Source organism: Collinsella sp. AF02-46-1 (assembly GCF_003465825.1).
Taxonomy (GTDB): Bacteria; Actinomycetota; Coriobacteriia; order Coriobacteriales; family Coriobacteriaceae; genus Collinsella.
In genome coordinates this window covers 1-18430 of record NZ_QSBV01000019.1, presented here as the reverse complement: position 1 = coordinate 18430, position 18430 = coordinate 1, and the positions used below count along the sequence as shown (strand labels likewise).

Below are 18430 nucleotides of genomic sequence, written 5' to 3'. Positions count from 1 at the left end.
CTCCCGTGCGCCCGGTTCCCTTGCCGGGCGCACCTCCGTTGCGATTTCGAAAGGTTGGGTTCACGAGCCATGCCAAGTGCTCAAGAGCTACAACAGCAATTTGGTGAATATCGAGGCGCTATGCCCCGTCCATCGGATTTCGATCTCTTTTGGAAGGACCGCATGGCCGAGGCCGACGCCGTCGAGCTCGACTACGCTATCGAGGCGGCTTCGGTTGCGGATTCCGCGACCTGTCGGTTTTTCGACCTCTGGTATACTGGCATGTGTGGTGCACGCCTGCATGCCAAGTACCTCAAGCCGGTCTCGGAGGAGCCCATGCCGTTGGTGCTTCAGTTCCATGGATATCCGGGTGCGAGCCGCAGCTGGTTTGAGCAGGCGTCGTTTGCGGGCATGGGCATGGCGCTCATCGCCCTCGATTGCCCCGGCCAGGGTGGTCCCTCCGAGGATATTGGTGGATTTGAGGGCACGACGGTCGCGGGCCATATCGTCGCCGGTATCGACGGCGACCCGGCCAACCTCTACTATGTCCGCCTACACCAGGATATCCGCATTTTGTGCCGTATCGTTCGCGAGCTCGAGGGCATCGATCTTACCCGCGTATTTGTGAACGGCGCATCGCAGGGCGGCGGTTTGGGTATTGCAACCTGCGCGCTCAATAGCGATTTGGTTGACCGCGCGGCTATCCTCTATCCCTTCTTATCGGACTTCCGCCTGGTTTGGGATCTGGATGCCGACGATATTGCCTACGAGGGTCTGCGCTATTGGTCGCGTTGGTTTGACGAGGACTCGACTCGTATCGAGGAAGCCTATGCCAAGCTGGCGTACTTCGATTCCAAGAACTTTGCCCCCATGGTCAAATGCCCTGTTCTGTTTGGCACGGGCACGGCCGATATCGTCTGTCCGCCGGCGACGCAGTTTGCGGTCTACAACAACTTGACCTGCGATAAGCGTCATAAGTTCTTTGAGGGCTTTGGCCACGAGGAGATTCAGGACTTTGATGATCTGATCATTCCGTTTTTCTGCGAGGGAGGGGAGGCTCATGTCTAAGTGCGAGAGCAATGTTGACGAGCTGATAGTCCCCGGGCTCGTGGGAATTCCTGGAACGGTTTCGTCAAGGCTCGCAGAATATCGGGACTGGCACGGTGATGTCCAAGCAGATGTTTCTGATTTAGAGACATGCGCTTCGAATCTTGAGATTCAAGGCCTGGCCATTACGGCGATTGACTTTGTTAACCCATGCGCCCGTTACTCGGAGGTTTCCTTTGAACTCGGTGACGATGCGGTCCACGCTCGTTTGATTGAGCCTGTCGGTCGTGCCCGAGTATCTGAGCGCGTGCCGCTGTGCCTGATGTTCCACGACATTGATCGGCCTGTGCGAGGCTGGCATCACATGACGAGATTTACCGCCATGGGGTATGCCGTCCTCGCGCTGGATGACGATGTTGCTGGTGCGGACGACCTGCAGCGGGGGATTGATTCGACCGCTTTTGTCGAGCGCGTCCGTTGGGGTTGCGCGATGGCGAAGGTTGCGCGCAATCTTGATGGCATGGACCCCGACCGCATCTTTGCATGGGGCGAGGGCCTTGGCGGCGGAGTCGCGCTGGCGGTTTCTGCTCTGGATGAGCAGGGCCTCGCCTGCACGGCGGTTGCCAACCCGCTGCCCGGTGGCCTCGAGGCGCTGTCGTCTCGGGTGCGCGGCTCGGTGCTCATGGGCACTTCGCTCATGGATACCGTGAGCGACCCCAAGGGCCAGTTTGCCGTGTTCAACGGTCTTGAGTGTGACCGGAGGCATATCATCTATGCCAAATACGCTCACGAGCGCATCAATGCGTTCGAAAACGAAGTCGTCGACTTCTTTAACCAAACGTTCTACCCGTGTTCTTTGGCCTAGACGGCCTGGACACTGCCAACAAGAGTGGGTGGCATAGGGTCGCCCGCCAGACAACTAAGGAGATTCTTGTGGCAACTCAGAAATTCACCGGCGTTATCCCTCCCGTTGTTGTTCCCGATACCGAAGACCACCAGCTCGACGTTGCTTCCTTTGAGCGCAGCATCAACCGCATGATCGATGCCGGCGTCGATGGCCTGTTCTTCCTGGGCTCCTCGGGCGAGGTCGTCTTCTCCACCGACGAGCGTCGTCGTCAGATCATCGCCGAGGCCGTGCGCATCGTCGATCACCGCGTGCCTGTTCTGGTCGGCATCATCGACACCGAGACCGAGCGCATGATCGAGCACGGCAAGGTCGCCCAGGAGCTGGGCGCCGACGCGCTTGTCGCCACCTGCCCGTTCTATGCCCTGCAGGGCATGACCGAGGTCGAGGAGCACTTCCGCATCCTGCACGAGGAACTCGACCTGCCCATCTTTGCCTACGACATCCCCGTGTGCGTCCACACCAAGCTCCCCTGGAAGCTCCTTGCCAAGCTCGGCGCCGAGGGCGTCCTGGCCGGCGTCAAGGATTCCTCGGGCGATGACATCTCGTTCCGCTATCTCGTTCAGGAGAACGAGAAGAACGGCCACCCGATGAGCATCCTCACCGGTCACGAGGTTGTTGTCGACGGCGCCTACCTCGGTGGCGCCGACGGTTCCGTCCCGGGTCTCGCCAACGTTGAGCCCGAGGGCTACGTGCGTCAGTGGAAGGCCGCTCAGGCCGGCGACTGGGCTACCGTCAAGGCCGAGCAGGATCGCCTCAACGAGATCTCCCACATCTGGGATGTCACCTCGGGCGTTCAGGGCTATGCCGGCGGCGTTGGTGCCTTCAAGACCGCTATGAATCTCATGGGCATCTTCGACAGCCCGACCATGCCGCGCCCGGTGAAGGCCATGACCGGCGAGAACGTCGAGGCGATTAAGAAGGTCCTCCAGGACAACGGTCTCCTGTAAAGCTTTCCCAGGCACCCGACCTCGCACCTCAACCGTGTGGCCATGACCCATTAGGTCAATGGCCACACGGTTTCTCGGCGATCTCGGGCACCTGGATAACCTTTACTGCGCTGTGACGGCTAGCCTGACGGCGCATTTCCTGTAGTTGTTTTTATCTCCTAAGGAGAGCGACATGGAGAACAAGTACGTTTGCTCCGTCGATATCGGCGGCACCAAGATTGCGACTGCCATTATGGAGTATCCGGCTGACGGCAGCGTGCCCCATCCCGTATTTGAGGCCGAGGTTCCTACCGAGGCCCAGGAGGGCGGCGAGGCTGTCTTCCAGCGTATCGAGGCGTCCATCAAGGCCGCTCTTGAGGCGAATCCCGATGTCGAGGTCCTCGGTGTCGGTATCGGTGCCGCCGGCGTCGTCGATCCCAAGACGGGCGCCATCGCGTATGCCAACGAGATTATGCCCGGCTGGTCCGGTGTTCAGTTGGGGCCGCGTCTGCGCGAGGACCTTGGTCTTCCTGTTGCCGTTGTGGGCGACGTGCAGGCTCATGCTCTGGGCGAGGCCCACTGGGGCGTCGGTAAGGGCAAGTTCTCCGTCTTGTGTCTGGGCATCGGCACGGGCATCGGCGGCGCATATGTCGAGAACGGCCGCGTGATGCAGGGCTTCCATGGTGCTGCCGGCCATATGGGCCATATCGAGTGCTCGGCTGCTGCCGGAATTCCCTGCGCCTGTGGTCGTTCTGGCCATCTTGAGTCGGTAGCCTCGGGCACCTCGATTGGCCGTGTGTACGACGAGCGCTTCGGTCGAGTTGACCCCAGCCGTCCTTCGGTCGGTCGCGATGTGAACGACCTGTGCCGTGCGGGCGACGCAAAGGCGACCGAGGTCATCCATGACGCCGGCTTTGCGCTGGGCGCCAGCTTGGGCTCGCTTGCCAACATCTTGGATCCCGAGGTCATCGTGCTTTCGGGAGGTGTGATTCACCAGGGTCCCGATTGGCGTTCGCAAACGTGGAAGGACTCGGTGCACGAGGGCTATGCCAGCCAGGCGCTCGACCCGCTTCAGGACACGCCGATCCTCATCGGTTCTCTGGAGGGCGACGCGCCGCTCATCGGCGCCGCCGAACACCTTCTTGCGTCGTTGAAGTAAACATAACTACCAAGTGCGCCTTCTGAGGTGCCGCAGATTGACGTGAAAGAGGAGCGAAGCGTACTTCGGTACGCGAGCGACGGTTTGAACGTCAAGGTGCGGTGTCTCAGAAGGCTGTTTTGAGAAAGGTTGAGTCGAACATGACCGTTGATCCTTTGATCCAGTCCCTAAAGGGCAAGCTCGTCGTGAGCGTTCAGGCGTATATGGGCGAGCCGCTTCGTACGCCCGAAACCATGGCTCAGATGTCTCGCGCCTGCGAGCTTGGCGGTGCTGCCGCTATTCGTTGCCAGGGTCTTGCCGACATCGCCGCCATTAAGGGCCGCTGCGAGGTCCCCGTCATCGGCTTGTGGAAGGATGGACACGAGGGCGTCTACATCACGCCGACGCTGCGTCATGCTCGCGCCTGCGTTGCCGCCGGTGCCGACATCGTGGCAATTGATGCCACTGATCGCCCACGTCCCGATGGCAAGACCATCGAGGACACCTTCCGTCCGCTGCACGAGGAGGGCGTGCTCCTGATGGCCGACTGTGCCACCATCGAGGATATTCGTCGTGCTGTCGATATGGGCTTCGACCTGGTGTCCACTACGCTTTCTCATGGTGTTGCCGCTATCGATTGCACCATGGCCGACGGTCCCGACCTGCCGCTCCTGCGTCAGGCGACCGAGGAATTCCCCGGTCTTCCCATCATCTGCGAGGGCCGCGTGCACACGCCCGAGGAGGCCCGCGCCGCAATTGATGCGGGCGCCTGGGCAGTTGTCGTGGGCACCGCCATTACGCACCCCACGAGTATTACGAGTTGGTTCAAAGCCGCGCTTGAGGCGTAAGACGGACCTCGTATCCGCTTGGGGCGGTATACTCAATAAAGGCAATTGATCGCGCGGGATCCGCTGGCCGGGTCCCGCGCTTGTTTTAGGAGGCACACATGCAAAAGGGAGATGCCATGGATGCGGCGGAGCGCTCGGAGCGCATCCCCGATATCGTCATCATCACCGGAATGTCTGGATCGGGCCGAACGCAGGCCATGCATGTGTTCGAGGACATGGGCTATTTTTGCATTGATAACCTGCCTCCGCGTCTGATCGCCCAGCTTGCCGAACTCGTCGGCATCAATACGGGCGTGGGCAGGCATCTTGCCGTCACCTGCGACCTGCGCAGCCAGGGCTTGTTCGATGAGCTGCTCGATGCCGCTGCCGCACTCGAGGAGCGCGAGATGAGCTGTGACATCGTGTTTCTCGAGGCCTCTGACGAGGTGCTGATCCGTCGTTATAGTGAAAACCGCCGCCGCCATCCCATTGCCAAGCCGGGGGAGACTACGGCCGATGCGATTCAGCGCGAGCGCCTGCAGCTGCAGGGCGTTCGCGACCGAGCTGACATGATTATCGATACGAGCCGCTTGCGCACCTCTGCTCTGCGCAACAAATTGCGCATGGCGTTCTCCGAGTTGTCCGACCAGCAGCTCATGGACGTTCACGTGTTCTCGTTTGGCTTTAAGCACGGTATGCCCGTCGAGGCGGACATTATGATCGACGTTCGCTTCCTGCCCAATCCGTTCTACGATCCCGAGATGCGCACGATGACCGGTCTCGATAAGAAAGTCTCTGACTTTGTTCTGGACCATCCCAAGACCCAGGAGTTCTGGAAGGCCTGGACGCAGCTGCTCGATACGGTCATGCCCGGCTATATCGCGGAGGGCAAGCCACAGCTTTCTATTGCCATCGGTTGCACGGGCGGTCAACACCGCAGCGTTGCCATCGCCGAGGCCACAGCACGTTATTTGGAAGGCGCCCAGTATCACGTGAGCATTTCTCATCGCGACCTGTCGCGCGCCAACACGAAAGCATAGGCCTGCATGTCGTTTACCGCCGAGGTGCGTGACGAGCTCGCGCGCTGCGAACCCGAATGTGAATACTGCGATTTGTCGACGCTTGCCGCCCTGACGCGTGTGAGCGGTACACTTTCGCTGGCCGGCTCCGGGCGGTATCGTTTGACGGTCGCGACCGAGACGGGTGCCGTCGCGCGCACGATGATCACACTGACGCATCGCATCCTTAAGCTCAAAACGGAATTCACCGTTCGTAAATCGGTCTTGCATAAGGTCCGTAACTATCTCATTACCCTGCCCGATCAACCCGACCTGGACAAGGCTCTGGTGCTGCTGGGCATCCTCGACCGCAGGGGAGGGCTCGTCGCTGGTGTTCCCCGGCACATCGTTGCCCGTCCCTGCTGCAGGCTTGCCTACATCCGCGGCGCGCTCATCGCCGGCGGTTTCGTGGCCGATCCCCGCGGCGACTTTCATTTGGAGATCGCGGTGCAGGGCGAGCAGTATGCCCGGGGACTTTGCGATCTATTGGAGCAGATTGGGGTCCATGCGCGCGTTAACGCGCGGCGCGGGTCCTTTGCCGTCTACATTAAGAGCGCCGAGGAGATCGAGCAGCTTCTAAAGCTGGTCGGCGCCAAGCGCAGCGTTGCCGAGATCGAGGAAGCGCGCGCGGTCAAATTGGTTAAGAACGACGTAAACCGTCGCGTGAATGCCGAGCTGGCCAATCAGACCAGAAGTGCGGGTGCCGCCCAGCATCAGCTTGCGTTGATCGATGAGCTCGAACAGCGGGGTTTACGCGACACGCTTCCGGACGCCTTAGCAGTCTTTTGCGACCTGCGCGAGCGCTATCCCGATCTGTCACTGCGCGATCTGGGGGAGATGGCTGACCCTCCCTTGTCGAAGTCGGCCCTCTACCATCGAGTTTTGAGGCTTGAAAAGCTCATTGAAGCAAACAGGTAGTTTGAAGTATCGACTTATATACGGATTTAGCTGCTATTTTATTCTTTAAAACGTTTTAACGTAAATTTGATTTTCAATTTCGAGCATTCTCGTGAAATTCAAGTCAAAAAAAAGGTATATTAGGCGAGTGGTTAGTTTGTGGGCCTCAACGGCGGGCGCTGTAGCTCGCGGGGGCCTTACGAAAGGAGACACAATGGCAGTAAAGGTTGCTATTAACGGCTTCGGTCGCATCGGTCGTCTGGCTTTCCGTCAGATGTTCGGTCATGAGGGCTCCGAGATCGTCGCTATCAACGACCTCACCTCTCCCGATATGCTCGCTTACCTGCTGAAGTACGACTCCACGCAGGGCAACTACGCTCGCGATCACGAGGTCGTTGCTGGCGAGGATTCCATCACCGTTGACGGCAAGGAGATCAAGATCTACAAGGAGGCCGACGCCAACAACCTGCCTTGGGGCGACCTCGACGTCGACGTCGTTCTCGAGTGCACCGGCTTCTACACCAGCAAGGCTAAGGCTCAGGCCCACATCAACGCTGGCGCCAAGAAGGTCGTCATCTCCGCTCCGGCTGGCAGCGATCTGCCCACCATCGTGTACAACGTCAACCACGAGACGCTGACCGCTGAGGACAACATCATCTCCGCCGCTTCCTGCACCACCAACTGCCTCGCCCCGATGGCCAAGGGTCTGAACGACTTCGCTCCCATCGTGTCCGGCATTATGACCACCATTCACGCCTGGACCGGCGACCAGATGCCGCTCGACGGCCCGCAGCGCAAGGGCAACAAGCGTCGTAGCCGCGCCTGCGCCGTTAACATCGTCCCCAACACCACCGGTGCTGCCAAGGCTATCGGCCTGGTTCTCCCCGAGCTCAACGGCAAGCTCATCGGTGCCGCCCAGCGCGTCCCGACGCCGACCGGTTCCATCACCAACCTCTACGCTGTCGTTGACAAGAAGGTCACCGTCGACGAGGTCAACGCCGCTATGAAGGCCTACGCTGCCACCATCTCCGAGACCTTCGGTTACAACGAGGACGACATCGTCTCCACCGACATCATCGGCGAGACCCATGGCTCCATCTTCGACGCCACTCAGACCATGTGCTCTGACCTCGGCAACGGCCAGACCCTCGTTCAGGTCACCTCTTGGTACGACAACGAGAACTCTTACACCTCTCAGATGGTCCGCACCATCAAGTACTTCGAGAAGTTCGTTGCTTAATTTAGCTTTTAGCGAATAGCTCGTTGAGCGTCTAAAGAAGGGCGCGGCCTTATAGGGCTTACACCCTAGGGTCGCGCCCTTTTTATAGGAAATCGTCTGCCGTAATGGGAGGCAGACACGTACGAAAGGTAGAAGCAAACATGGCCTTTACCAAGAAGACCGTCCGCGACATCGATGTCGACGGCAAGCGCGTTCTCGTCCGCGTTGACTTCAACGTGCCTATCAAGGATGGCGTCGTTGGCGACACCACCCGTATCAAGGCTGCCCTGCCCACCATCAACTATCTCGTTGAGCACAACGCTCGCGTCATCCTCATGAGCCACCTCGGCCGTCCCGATGGCACCGGCTTCCAGCCCGAGCTGTCCCTCGAGCCCGTCGCCAAGAAGCTCGCCGAGCTCTCTGGTCTCGACGTTGCCTTTGTCGCCGACACCTACGGCGAGAAGGCTGCCGAGGCTGTCGCTGCCGTCGAGCCGGGCAAGGTTCTCGTTCTCGAGAACGTCCGCTTCGATAAGCGTGAGAAGAAGAACGATCCCGAGATCGCCAAGAAGCTCGCTTCCTATGGTGACGTCTTCGTTCTCGATGCCTTCGGCACCGCTCACCGCGCCCAGGGTTCCGTCGTGGGCCCCGCCGCTTACCTGCCTGCCGTCGCTGGCTTCCTGCTCGAGAAGGAGGTCGACACGCTGACCGGCATCTTCGCCGAGCCCGAGCGCCCCTTCGTCGCCATCGTCGGCGGTTCCAAGGTTTCCTCCAAGATCGGCGTTCTCGATCACCTCATCGACTCCGCTGACACCCTGATCATCGGTGGCGGCATGGCCTACACTTTCTTCCTGGCTCAGGGCCTGTCCGTTGGTCAGTCCCTCAAGGAAGAGGACTGGGTCGAGCGCGCTGGCGAGATGCTCAAGAAGGCCGAGGAGAAGGGCGTCAAGATCCTGCTCCCCATCGACAACCGCGTTGCCGATCACTTTGGCGAGGACGCTGTCCCCGAGGTTGTCGCTTCCGACGCTATCCCCGACGATCGTGAGGGCATGGACATCGGCCCCAAGACCGAGGAGCTTTACGCCGAGGCCGTCAAGGGTGCCAAGACCGTGTTCTGGAACGGCCCCATGGGCGTCTTCGAGTTCGACAACTTCGCTCACGGCACCCAGGCTATCGCCGAGGCTGTCGCCGAGGCCGACTGCACCTCGATCATCGGCGGTGGCGACTCCGTCGCAGCTGTCAACAAGTTCAACCTGGCCGACAAGATGAGCTGGATCTCCACCGGTGGTGGAGCTTCCATGGAGCTCGTCGAGGGTAAGGCCCTGCCCGGAGTGGAGGCGCTTCTCGATGCCTAATCGCACCCTTCTTATCGCTGGTAACTGGAAGATGAACAACGACGTCGCCGAGGCCGCCAAGCTCGCCGACGAGCTGGCTCAGGCTCTGCCCGAGGTTCCGGCTGGCGTCGAGGTGCTCGTCTGCCCTCCGACTATCGACATCACCACGGTTCATGACCGCATTCAGGCTGCCCCCATCGCCCTCGGTGCACAGAATGTGTACTGGGAGGCCAAGGGTGCCTTCACCGGTGAGTCCTCTTGCGACATGCTCAAGTCCGCTGGTTGCACCTACTGCATCATCGGTCACTCCGAGCGTCGCGACTACTTCCACGAGACCGACGAGGACCAGAACAAGAAGGCCAAGGCTCTCGTTGCCGCCGGTCTTGTTCCCGTCTTCTGCTGCGGCGAGTCCCTTGAGGTCCGCGAGGCCGGCACCTATGTCGAGCACGTCGTGAACCAGGTCAAGGCCGGCCTTGCTGGTCTTGAGATCACCTGCCCCAAGCAGGTCGTCGTCGCCTACGAGCCCATCTGGGCCATCGGCACCGGCAAGACCGCTACCGCCGAGGACGCTCAGGAGGTCTGCGGCGCTATCCGTGAGACCCTCAAGGAGATGTTCGGCGAGGAGCTCGCTAACGGCATCCGCGTCCTGTACGGTGGTTCCGCTAAGCCCGGCAACATCGCCGAGCTCGTCGCCAAGCCCGACGTTGACGGCGCCCTTGTGGGCGGCGCTTCGCTCAAGGCTGCCGACTTCGCCTCTATGGTCGTCAAGGCAGGCGAGTAGGACATATGGCACAGCGTCATCTTCCTGCACTCCTGATCATCATGGATGGTTGCGGCCTTGCTCCGGCCGATGGCGAGAACGCCGTCGCCGCTGCCAAGACGCCCTTCCTTGATAGCCTGTACGCTCAGTATCCCCACACCACGCTCGGCGCTTCGGGCGAGGACGTGGGTCTTCCCGATGGCCAGATGGGTAACTCCGAGGTGGGTCACCTCAACATCGGTGCCGGCCGCATCGTGTTCCAGGAGCTTTCGCGCATCAACAACGCCATCAAGGACGGCTCCATCGCCAAGAACGAGGTTTTCGTCAAGGCTATGGACGACGTCAAGGCTGACGGCAAGACCCTTCACCTCATGGGCCTTATGAGCCCTGGCGGTGTTCATTCTCACATGAACCACGTCGAGGCTCTGGTCAAGATGGCTGCCGAGCATGGTGTCAAGACCGTTCGCGTCCACGCCTTCATGGATGGCCGCGACGTTGACCCGCAGTCCGGTGCCGGTTACATGAGTGAGTTCTGCGCCTTCCTGGCTAAGATCTCCGAGGAGACTGGTTGCGACGCTCGCGTTGCCACCGTCTCGGGCCGTTATTGGGCCATGGACCGCGATAATCGTTGGGAGCGCATCCAGCGCGCCTACGACGTCATGGTCAACGCGTCCGATGCCGATACCGACCCCGTTGCCGGTATCAAGGCCTACTATGAGAAGGATCCGCGCGGCGACGAGTTCGTCGAGCCCTTCGCTGCCCACAACGAGGGCATCCACGAGGGCGACGCGGCCATCTTCTTCAACTTCCGTCCCGACCGTGCTCGTCAGATGACCCGCGTGTTCACGGACAAGGAGTTCGACGGCTTTGAGCGCGAGCAGATCAAGCTTTCGCACTTTGTGACGATGACCGAGTACGATCCGACGTTTGACGTCGAGGTCGCCTTCCCCAAGACGTTCCCCGAGAACGTCCTGGCCGACGTTATCGCCGCCAATGGCCTGAAGCAGCTGCACACCGCCGAGACCGAGAAGTACGCCCACGTTACGTTCTTCCTCAACGGCGGCATCGAGGAGCCCAAGGAGGGCGAGGAGCGCGTGCTCGTCGCTTCCCCCAAGGTCGCTACCTACGATCTGCAGCCCGAGATGAGCGCTCCCGAGGTTACCGAGAAGCTCGTCGCCGCAATCAACGAGGATCGCGCTGATTTCTACATCGTGAACTTCGCGAACTGCGACATGGTTGGTCACACCGGTGTCTTCGACGCCGCCGTTAAGGCCGTCGAGGCTGTTGACGATGCTTTGTCCAAGGTTGTCCCGGCGATTCTCGCCAAGGGTGGCTTTGCGCTGATTACCGCCGACCATGGCAACGCCGATCACATGTTTGACGTTGCTTCCGACGGTTCCAAGCATCCGTTTACGGCTCACACCACCAACCGCGTGCCGTTCATCATCGTTGATGATAAGGCCAAGCTCACCGGTATCGAGGACGGCCGTCTTTCCGATATCGCTCCGACCATGCTCACCATGGCTGGTATTGAGCCTTCCGCCGAGATGACGGGTCGCGTGCTCGCCACCGAGGCCTAATAGAAAACAAATACCGTTTTCTAGTAAGGGGGTTGTCCACAACCGGACGACCCCCTTTTTGGTATTTCTGCCATTTCTACCCCGTCCCTAAATGGCAGGTGGGGGAGTGTTGAAGGTTGTGGTACAGTACTGGAGTTTGAATTGTTCTATTAAGGAGCTTATCTATGGGTCCGTTCCAGATTCTTCTGTTTGTCGTTTGGGCTGTTTCTGCCGTGGCGCTGACGATTCTCGTTCTGATGCATTCCGGTAAGGGCACCGGCGTTTCGGATATGATCGCTAGCTCGCTGTATAACTCCAGCTCTGCCACGGGCGTCATGGAGCAGAACCTCGATCGCCTGACGGTAATTATGGCCGTCGTTTTTGCCGTGTGTGTCGTTCTGTGCATGTTCTTCTTCCCGCAGGGTATCGTCGGCTACTAAGCATCGGCGTATATACGTTTGTAAAGGGTCCCGCATGTGCGGGGCCCTTTTTGTTTACAGACTTGTAACAGAGTCAAAATATCCCCACATACTTCGCCCAACTAAAGAAATTCTCGACCGTTAACCGGAATTAGCCCTAAATCGTGCATAAAATGCGCTACTATATTGCAAAACGTTGGTCTGTTGTGCATAACCAGCCATAGCAGCGGGCGGCGTTTTGATGGTTCGGATCGGATTGTCTCGACATATGTCCGACTGAACATTTCTTTGTCCTATCTCATAAGGAGGATGGCATGGCTGATTCTATGTTCCACCAGCCCGTTATGGGTCGTCGCGCCTTTGTCGGCGGTACCCTTGCTGCGAGCTCCATGGCTTTTCTTGCCGCATGCGGCAAGAAGGGCGGCGACGCTTCCGGTTCTGAGTCCGGTTCGACGCTGAACTTCTACATCAACAACCCGGTCTGCATCGACCCCTACAACGTCCAGGAGGATCAGGGCACTCAGGTCGAGTACCAGCTGTTCGATGCTCTGACCTCTTACGACGCCGAGAAGGGCAAGATCGTCCCGCTGGCTTGCGAGTCCTTCGAGGCCAACGACGACGCCACCGAGTTCACCTTCAAGATCAAGAAGGCCAAGTTCCACAACGGTGACGACGTTACCTCCAAGTCCTTCAAGCTCGCTTGGGAGCGTCTGGTCAACACCAAGTCAGCCATCGCTACCGAGTACGGTCCTTCCGAGGTCTCCTATCACCTTTCCATGGTCGAGGGCTATGACGATCTGCTTGCCGGTAACGCTACCGAGCTCAGCGGTGTTACTTGCCCCGACGATGAGACCCTCGTCGTTAAGCTGTCTTCCGCTTACGCCGACTTCCCCTTCGTCGCCTCTCACCCGGCTCTGTCCCCGGTTCCCGAGTGCGCCGAGTCCGATGTTAAGAGCTTCTACCTTGCCCCGATCGGTAACGGCCCGTTCATGATGGACGGCAAGTGGGAGGATGGTCAGGAGATCAACCTCAAGAAGTTCGACGATTACTATGGCGACAAGGCCAAGATCGATGGCATCCACTTCCAGGTCATCAAGGACGTGGAGACCGCCTACAAGGAGTTCCAGGCCGGTAACCTCGATATCTGCGACGTTCCCGTTGCTCAGATCGACGCTGCCAAGAAGGATCGCGGCGTGTCCAAGGACGGCTACACCATGGGTGATGGCGAGCGCATGCTGCTCGGCTCCGAGCCTTCCACGTACTATCTGACGTGTAACACCACGGCCGAGCCGTTCAACAACGCCGACCTGCGCAGGGGTATCTCCCTGGCCATTAACCGCGAGGCCATCTGCAAGACCATCTTCAAGGGTACCCGTACCCCCGCCGACGGCATTGTTCCTCCGGGCATCGATGGCTACAAGGAAGGCGCATGGGAGTTCTGCGCCTACGACGTCGACAAGGCTAACGAGTACCTCGACAAGGTTGCTCCTGCCGGCGCTAACGGCGATCGTGGCATTAACGTGACCCTTTCCTACAACCAGGACGGTGGTCACAAGGAGATCATGGAGTCCATCATTGGCGACCTCGCCAAGGTTGGCGTTACCGCTGTCTCCGATACCCCTGAGTGGTCTGCGCTGCTCGAGCAGTACCAGAACTTCAACTATCAGTTCGGTCGTCTGGGCTGGATTGCCGACTACCCGATCATGGACAACTTCCTGTATCCGCTGTTCCACTCTGCCTCTCTCGGTGGCGACAACCGCTCTGGTTACAACAACCCCGAGTTCGACGCCAAGGTCGACGAGGCTCGTACCACGGTTGACGACGAAGAGCGCGTCGCTAAGATGCAGGAGGCCGACGCAATGGTCGCTGCCGACTGCCCGGTCATCCCGGTGATGTTCTACACGCACACCATCGCCGGCTCCGATCGCATCAAGCACCTCTATGTCGATCCGCAGAAGCACGCCGAGCTGGGTACCGCTGAGCTCGCCTAAGAGTTTGCAGCTTCCGTGAGGGTCAAGTATTTACGTAGACCTCATGGGAAACATACAGTTCTCCCTAACCTGGGGTAAACTGGCTGATGGTAATTTTGGGATGCCGGTCTGGCGATCGGCATCCCATTTAGGTTAATCCCTAGATAGGGGAGTGGTATGGGTAAGTACATCGTTAAACGTGTGCTTCAGTTCATCCCGGTATTTTTGGGCGTTACGCTGATTCTGTTCGCCCTCCAGAATATCGTGCCGGGAGATCCGATCAAGCTGATCGGTGGAGACAAGGCTCTGTCCCCCGAGGTGGAGCTTCAGCTTCGCGTCCGCTATCACCTGGTCCAGACGGACGAGGACGGCAACGCGATCCTTGACGAGAACGGCGACCCCGTTCAAACGTCGCTCGTGGACCGTTACTTGTATTACATGAACGGCCTGCTTCATGGCGATCTGGGCAATTCGTATCAGCGCAAGCTGCCGGTTACGGAAATCTTTGCCCAGAAGTATCCGTATACGGTCAAACTTGCCGCGTGCGCCATCGTACTCGAGGCAATCATGGGTATCGGTGCGGGTATCATTTCGGCGGTTAAGCGTTATTCCTTCTGGGATATTTTGGTAACGCTCACCACGTCGATCCTCGTTGCCGTCCCGGCCTTCTGGCTCGGTATGTTGCTGCAGCTGTTCTTTGGCGTCATCCTCAAGGATGCCACCGGCGGCGCATTCTCCATGCCGATTTCGGGTGCCGGCGGTTCCAGCTCTCAGTATCAGGATTGGATGCACTATGTGCTTCCGACCATTACGCTGGCTTCGGTTTCGACCGCTTATGCTGCCCGCATTATGCGCTCGCAGCTGCTTGACGTCATGAACCAGGATTACATCCGTACGGCAAAGGCCAAGGGTCTCTCCAATCGCGCGATCATCATCAAGCATGCGCTTAAGAATGCACTCATCCCCGTCGTTACCTATATTGGTGTCGACTTTGGCGGCATGCTTTCGGGCGCCATCCTGACCGAGACGGTCTTTAACTGGCCCGGTATCGGCTATGAGGTCTATCGCGCTATTAGCATGCGTGACTGGCCCATCGTTATGGGCGGCGTTACGCTCATCGTTGTCGTCGTCATGGTGATCAACCTGCTCGTCGACATTAGCTATGCATTCCTCGACCCGCGTATCCGCCTTGGCGGTCCGTCGGATAAGGCCTAAGGGAGGTACGTCTCATGCAGGAAACTGATTCTCAGTCTCAGGAGCAAGCTACCGCCACCAAGGCCGCATCTGCTCCCGCCAAGTCCCGCACGCTGTGGGGCGACGCTTTTAAGCGTCTTCGTAAGAACAAGCTCGCCGTTATCGGTGTCTGCTGGATTATCATCGTCGTTTTGGTTGCCCTGACCGCCGATCTGTGGGCTAAGCCCTGGCTCGGTTCGCCGACGGCTTCCGACTCGACCACCATGGCCGAGACGTCGCTGCTGGCTCCGTGTGCCGAGCACCCGTTTGGCACCGACGCCCTTGGCCGCGACATTCTCGTCCGCGTTATCTACGGTGCACGCGTTTCGCTGTCCGTCGGCATTATGGCCACCGCCATCTCCACGGTGATCGGTTTGGTCATGGGTGCTCTGGCCGGTTTCTACGGCGGAATCTGGGATACGATCATCATGCGCTGTGCGGATATCTTCCTAGCGTTCCCGTACGTGCTGTTCGTCGTCGCCATGATCGCCGTTATCGGCCGTGGTCTTCAGAACGTCTTTATCGCCATCGGTGTTCTCGGCTGGCCTTCGATTGCGCGCGTCTTCCGATCTGCAATCCTGACGGTCAAGGAAAACGACTATGTTGACGCTGCGCGCGCGATGGGTGCATCCGATGCTCGTATCGTCGTGCGTCACATCTTCCCGAACTCCGTTGCCTCCATCGTGGTCTACGCGACTATGAACATTGGTGGCGCCATTCTGACCGAGTCCGCTCTGTCCTTCCTCGGCATGGGCGTTATTCCGCCTACGCCTTCGTGGGGCTCCATGATTCAGGACGGTCAGCAGTATCTGCTGACTGCTCCCTGGATGATGATCATGCCCGGTCTGGCAATTCTCTCGACGGTGCTCGCCTTCACCCTGCTTGGTGACGGTCTGCGCGACGCCCTCGACGTCAAGATGAAGGACGCATAAGGATGAAGAAGAACAAGAACTATGTGGACCTGAAGGACCAGCCGGTTCCCGAGGGCCAGCATCTGCTCGAGGTCGATGACCTCAAGATGTATTTCCATACCGAGGACGGTGTCGTTCGCGCTGTCGACGGTGTGTCCTACACGCTCGATCGCGGCGAGACCCTGGGTGTCGTCGGTGAGTCCGGCTCCGGTAAGTCCGTGACCGCCATGACCATCATGGGCCTCATCTCGATGCCTCCGGGAAAGATTGAGGGCGGCGACGTTCGCTATCGCGGTCGTTCTATCCTCGAGATGACCGAGGAAGAGATGCAGCACATCCGCGGTAACGACATCGCGATGATCTTCCAGGATCCTATGACCTCCTTGAACCCGGTCTATAAGATCGGCAAGCAGGTGGGTGAGGGCCTTCGTCTGCACCGTGGTTACTCCAAGCAGGAGGCGCTCAAGCGCGCCACCGAGCTTTTGGACCTCGTTGGCATTCCCGAGCCCGAGAAGCGCGTCAATGAGTATCCGCACCAGTTCTCGGGCGGTATGCGTCAGCGTGTCATGATTGCTATGGCCCTTGCCTGCGATCCCGATATTCTGATTGCCGACGAGCCTACGACTGCCCTGGACGTTACCATTCAGGCTCAGATTATTGAGCTTATGCAGGAAATGCAGGAGAAGAACGGCAACGCCATTATCATGATCACCCACGACCTTGGCGTTGTCGCCGATATGGCCGATAAGATCATGGTTATGTACGCCGGCCGTCCCGTCGAGTTCGGTACTGCCGAAGAGATCTTCTACGAGAGCCGTCATCCCTACACCTGGGGCCTTATCCGCTCCATCCCGGAGCAGGCTATCGATGAGAAGAAGCCGCTGACGCCGATTCACGGCAACCCGCCTTCGCTCATGAACTTGCCTGAGGGCTGCGTGTTCTCTCCTCGTTGCCCCTATGCGACGGACAAGTGCCGCAAGCAGCGCCCCGAGCGCGTTGTCACCGAGTCTGGTCATTACTCTGCGTGCCACTACTCCGGTGACCCCGAGTTCCTCAAGAACGCTCCTGAGACGTCCCGTACGCGCAAGGATTCCAAGAAGGGAGGCGAGGCGTAATGGCAGATACCAACGAGCGTACTCCGCTGCTGAAGGTCGAGCACCTCTCTAAGGAGTTTCCCGCTGAGTCCGGCATGTTCGCCAAGCGCTTCTCTAAGCGTGTCGTCTCTGCTGTGAATGACATTTCGTTCGAGATTTATCCGGGCGAGACCTTTGGCCTGGTCGGCGAGTCTGGTTGCGGTAAGTCCACCACGGGCCGCACCATCATGCGCCTGACCAAGCCGACGGCCGGCAAAGTGTTCTTCCAGGGCAAAGATGTTGCCGAGATGAGCAAGCATGAGATTAAGGACATGCGTCGCGAGATGCAGTTCATCTTCCAGGACCCCTATGCTTCGCTTAATCCTCGTATGACCATTGGCGAGATCGTCTCCGAGCCCATGACCATTCATGGCGTGGGTACCAAGGAGGAGCGCATTGAGCGCGTCCGCGAGCTGCTGGACGTCGTCGGCCTGAACCCCGAGCACATCAACCGCTATCCGCACGAGTTCTCGGGCGGTCAGCGTCAGCGTGTCGGCATCGCCCGCGCGTTCGCTCTGAAGCCCAAGCTGATCATCTGCGACGAGCCCGTTTCCGCTCTGGATGTTTCCATTCAGGCCCAGGTTCTGAACCTGCTCAAGGAGCTGCAGGACAAGTTCGGTACGGCGTATCTGTTTATTGCCCACGACCTTTCCGTCGTGCAGCACATCTCCGATCGCGTTGCCGTTATGTACCTGGGCAAGATGGTCGAGGTTTCGGACTGGAAAACGCTCTATAGCGAGCCTCACCATCCGTACACGCAGTCGCTGCTGTCTGCCGTGCCGGTTCCCGATCCTGATATCCAGAAGACCCGCAAGCGCATCATCCTCGCTGGCGATCCGCCGTCGCCGCTGGATCCGCCGACCGGTTGCCGTTTCCACACGCGCTGCCCGATCGCGCAGGGCATCTGCTCCGAGAAGCTTCCCGAGTTTAAGGAAGTCGCACCGGGTCACTGCTGCGCCTGCCACTTCGCCGAGCCGTTCCCGATCAAGGAATCGCACATCGACCTGTAGTCGGTGTTCTCGTTCGGGCCCGCCCTGGTGTTGCTTTTCAGAACGTCCTCGGACATGTCGGAAGCCCCGCTGCGCGCTACGCGCTGCGGGGCTTCCTCCGTCCTGC

17 protein-coding genes are annotated in these 18430 nt (G+C 59.3%); all 17 read left to right on the top strand.

The features are described from left to right. Nucleotides 1-69: 69 nt before the first annotated feature. The gene (locus tag DWV20_RS08235; protein WP_118256778.1) at nucleotides 70-1047 is read left to right on the top strand and encodes an alpha/beta fold hydrolase; all 978 of its coding nucleotides are present in this window, start codon (nucleotides 70-72) and stop codon (nucleotides 1045-1047) included. After that, nucleotides 1040-1891 carry an acetylxylan esterase gene (locus tag DWV20_RS08230; protein WP_118256777.1) on the top strand — a complete coding sequence of 284 codons (852 nt, stop codon included), beginning with the start codon at nucleotides 1040-1042 and terminating at the stop codon, nucleotides 1889-1891. The genes DWV20_RS08235 and DWV20_RS08230 overlap by 8 nt, the downstream gene beginning before the upstream one ends. A gap of 68 nt (nucleotides 1892-1959) precedes the next feature. After that, a complete protein-coding gene (locus DWV20_RS08225; RefSeq protein ID WP_035138887.1) occupies nucleotides 1960-2880 on the top strand; it encodes a dihydrodipicolinate synthase family protein in 921 nt (306 codons plus the stop codon). Nucleotides 2881-3052: 172 nt separating this feature from the next. Then, nucleotides 3053-4018 carry an ROK family protein gene (locus DWV20_RS08220; RefSeq protein ID WP_118256776.1) on the top strand — a complete coding sequence of 322 codons (966 nt, stop codon included), beginning with the start codon at nucleotides 3053-3055 and terminating at the stop codon, nucleotides 4016-4018. Between the two features lie 140 nt (nucleotides 4019-4158). Continuing rightward, nucleotides 4159-4845 carry an N-acetylmannosamine-6-phosphate 2-epimerase gene (locus tag DWV20_RS08215; RefSeq protein ID WP_117773757.1) on the top strand — a complete coding sequence of 229 codons (687 nt, stop codon included), beginning with the start codon at nucleotides 4159-4161 and terminating at the stop codon, nucleotides 4843-4845. Nucleotides 4846-4943: 98 nt separating this feature from the next. Then, complete coding sequence (gene rapZ, locus DWV20_RS08210; RefSeq protein ID WP_118256775.1) at nucleotides 4944-5864, top strand: RNase adapter RapZ; 921 nt, start codon at nucleotides 4944-4946, stop codon at nucleotides 5862-5864. 6 nt (nucleotides 5865-5870) lie between these two features. Beyond that, entirely contained in the window at nucleotides 5871-6800 is a 930-nt protein-coding gene (gene whiA / locus DWV20_RS08205) for a DNA-binding protein WhiA (protein WP_035138886.1), read from the top strand. Between the two features lie 193 nt (nucleotides 6801-6993). Then, entirely contained in the window at nucleotides 6994-8019 is a 1026-nt protein-coding gene (gene gap, locus DWV20_RS08200) for a type I glyceraldehyde-3-phosphate dehydrogenase (RefSeq protein ID WP_022094880.1), read from the top strand. A 140-nt stretch (nucleotides 8020-8159) separates the two neighbouring features. Next, complete coding sequence (gene pgk, locus DWV20_RS08195) at nucleotides 8160-9350, top strand: phosphoglycerate kinase (protein ID WP_022094881.1); 1191 nt, start codon at nucleotides 8160-8162, stop codon at nucleotides 9348-9350. Next, nucleotides 9343-10110 (top strand): triose-phosphate isomerase, encoded by a 768-nt coding sequence (gene tpiA, locus DWV20_RS08190; protein ID WP_022094882.1) that lies wholly within the window; start codon nucleotides 9343-9345, stop codon nucleotides 10108-10110. The genes pgk and tpiA overlap by 8 nt, the downstream gene beginning before the upstream one ends. A 5-nt stretch (nucleotides 10111-10115) precedes the next feature. Beyond that, nucleotides 10116-11669 carry a 2,3-bisphosphoglycerate-independent phosphoglycerate mutase gene (gpmI, locus tag DWV20_RS08185; protein WP_118256774.1) on the top strand — a complete coding sequence of 518 codons (1554 nt, stop codon included), beginning with the start codon at nucleotides 10116-10118 and terminating at the stop codon, nucleotides 11667-11669. 164 nt (nucleotides 11670-11833) lie between these two features. Continuing rightward, the gene (gene secG / locus DWV20_RS08180; protein ID WP_006236144.1) at nucleotides 11834-12088 is read left to right on the top strand and encodes a preprotein translocase subunit SecG; all 255 of its coding nucleotides are present in this window, start codon (nucleotides 11834-11836) and stop codon (nucleotides 12086-12088) included. A 293-nt stretch (nucleotides 12089-12381) separates the two neighbouring features. Next, nucleotides 12382-14058 (top strand): ABC transporter substrate-binding protein, encoded by a 1677-nt coding sequence (locus tag DWV20_RS08175; protein ID WP_233539803.1) that lies wholly within the window; start codon nucleotides 12382-12384, stop codon nucleotides 14056-14058. A gap of 156 nt (nucleotides 14059-14214) precedes the next feature. Next, entirely contained in the window at nucleotides 14215-15252 is a 1038-nt protein-coding gene (locus DWV20_RS08170; protein ID WP_117637996.1) for an ABC transporter permease, read from the top strand. Between the two features lie 14 nt (nucleotides 15253-15266). Then, complete coding sequence (locus tag DWV20_RS08165) at nucleotides 15267-16202, top strand: ABC transporter permease (RefSeq protein ID WP_118256772.1); 936 nt, start codon at nucleotides 15267-15269, stop codon at nucleotides 16200-16202. Between the two features lie 2 nt (nucleotides 16203-16204). Continuing rightward, entirely contained in the window at nucleotides 16205-17296 is a 1092-nt protein-coding gene (locus DWV20_RS08160; protein ID WP_117564867.1) for an ABC transporter ATP-binding protein, read from the top strand. Beyond that, complete coding sequence (locus DWV20_RS08155) at nucleotides 17296-18324, top strand: ABC transporter ATP-binding protein (RefSeq protein WP_022094888.1); 1029 nt, start codon at nucleotides 17296-17298, stop codon at nucleotides 18322-18324. Before DWV20_RS08160 ends, DWV20_RS08155 begins: the two co-directional genes overlap by 1 nt. Nucleotides 18325-18430: the final 106 nt, after the last annotated feature.

Bases quoted from the DNA above. Each gene is read 5' to 3' on its own strand.
- tpiA (WP_022094882.1), top strand. From the start codon at position 9,343: ATGCCTAATCGCACCCTTCTTATCGCTGGTAACTGGAAGATGAACAAC.
- gap (WP_022094880.1), top strand. From the start codon at position 6,994: ATGGCAGTAAAGGTTGCTATTAACGGCTTCGGTCGCATCGGTCGTCTG.
- DWV20_RS08165 (WP_118256772.1), top strand. From the start codon at position 15,267: ATGCAGGAAACTGATTCTCAGTCTCAGGAGCAAGCTACCGCCACCAAG.
- DWV20_RS08215 (WP_117773757.1), top strand. From the start codon at position 4,159: ATGACCGTTGATCCTTTGATCCAGTCCCTAAAGGGCAAGCTCGTCGTG.
- whiA (WP_035138886.1), top strand. From the start codon at position 5,871: ATGTCGTTTACCGCCGAGGTGCGTGACGAGCTCGCGCGCTGCGAACCC.
- pgk (WP_022094881.1), top strand. From the start codon at position 8,160: ATGGCCTTTACCAAGAAGACCGTCCGCGACATCGATGTCGACGGCAAG.
- rapZ (WP_118256775.1), top strand. From the start codon at position 4,944: ATGCAAAAGGGAGATGCCATGGATGCGGCGGAGCGCTCGGAGCGCATC.
- DWV20_RS08155 (WP_022094888.1), top strand. From the start codon at position 17,296: ATGGCAGATACCAACGAGCGTACTCCGCTGCTGAAGGTCGAGCACCTC.
- DWV20_RS08230 (WP_118256777.1), top strand. From the start codon at position 1,040: ATGTCTAAGTGCGAGAGCAATGTTGACGAGCTGATAGTCCCCGGGCTC.
- DWV20_RS08175 (WP_233539803.1), top strand. From the start codon at position 12,382: ATGGCTGATTCTATGTTCCACCAGCCCGTTATGGGTCGTCGCGCCTTT.
- gpmI (WP_118256774.1), top strand. From the start codon at position 10,116: ATGGCACAGCGTCATCTTCCTGCACTCCTGATCATCATGGATGGTTGC.
- DWV20_RS08170 (WP_117637996.1), top strand. From the start codon at position 14,215: ATGGGTAAGTACATCGTTAAACGTGTGCTTCAGTTCATCCCGGTATTT.
- secG (WP_006236144.1), top strand. From the start codon at position 11,834: ATGGGTCCGTTCCAGATTCTTCTGTTTGTCGTTTGGGCTGTTTCTGCC.
- DWV20_RS08220 (WP_118256776.1), top strand. From the start codon at position 3,053: ATGGAGAACAAGTACGTTTGCTCCGTCGATATCGGCGGCACCAAGATT.
- DWV20_RS08235 (WP_118256778.1), top strand. From the start codon at position 70: ATGCCAAGTGCTCAAGAGCTACAACAGCAATTTGGTGAATATCGAGGC.
- DWV20_RS08160 (WP_117564867.1), top strand. From the start codon at position 16,205: ATGAAGAAGAACAAGAACTATGTGGACCTGAAGGACCAGCCGGTTCCC.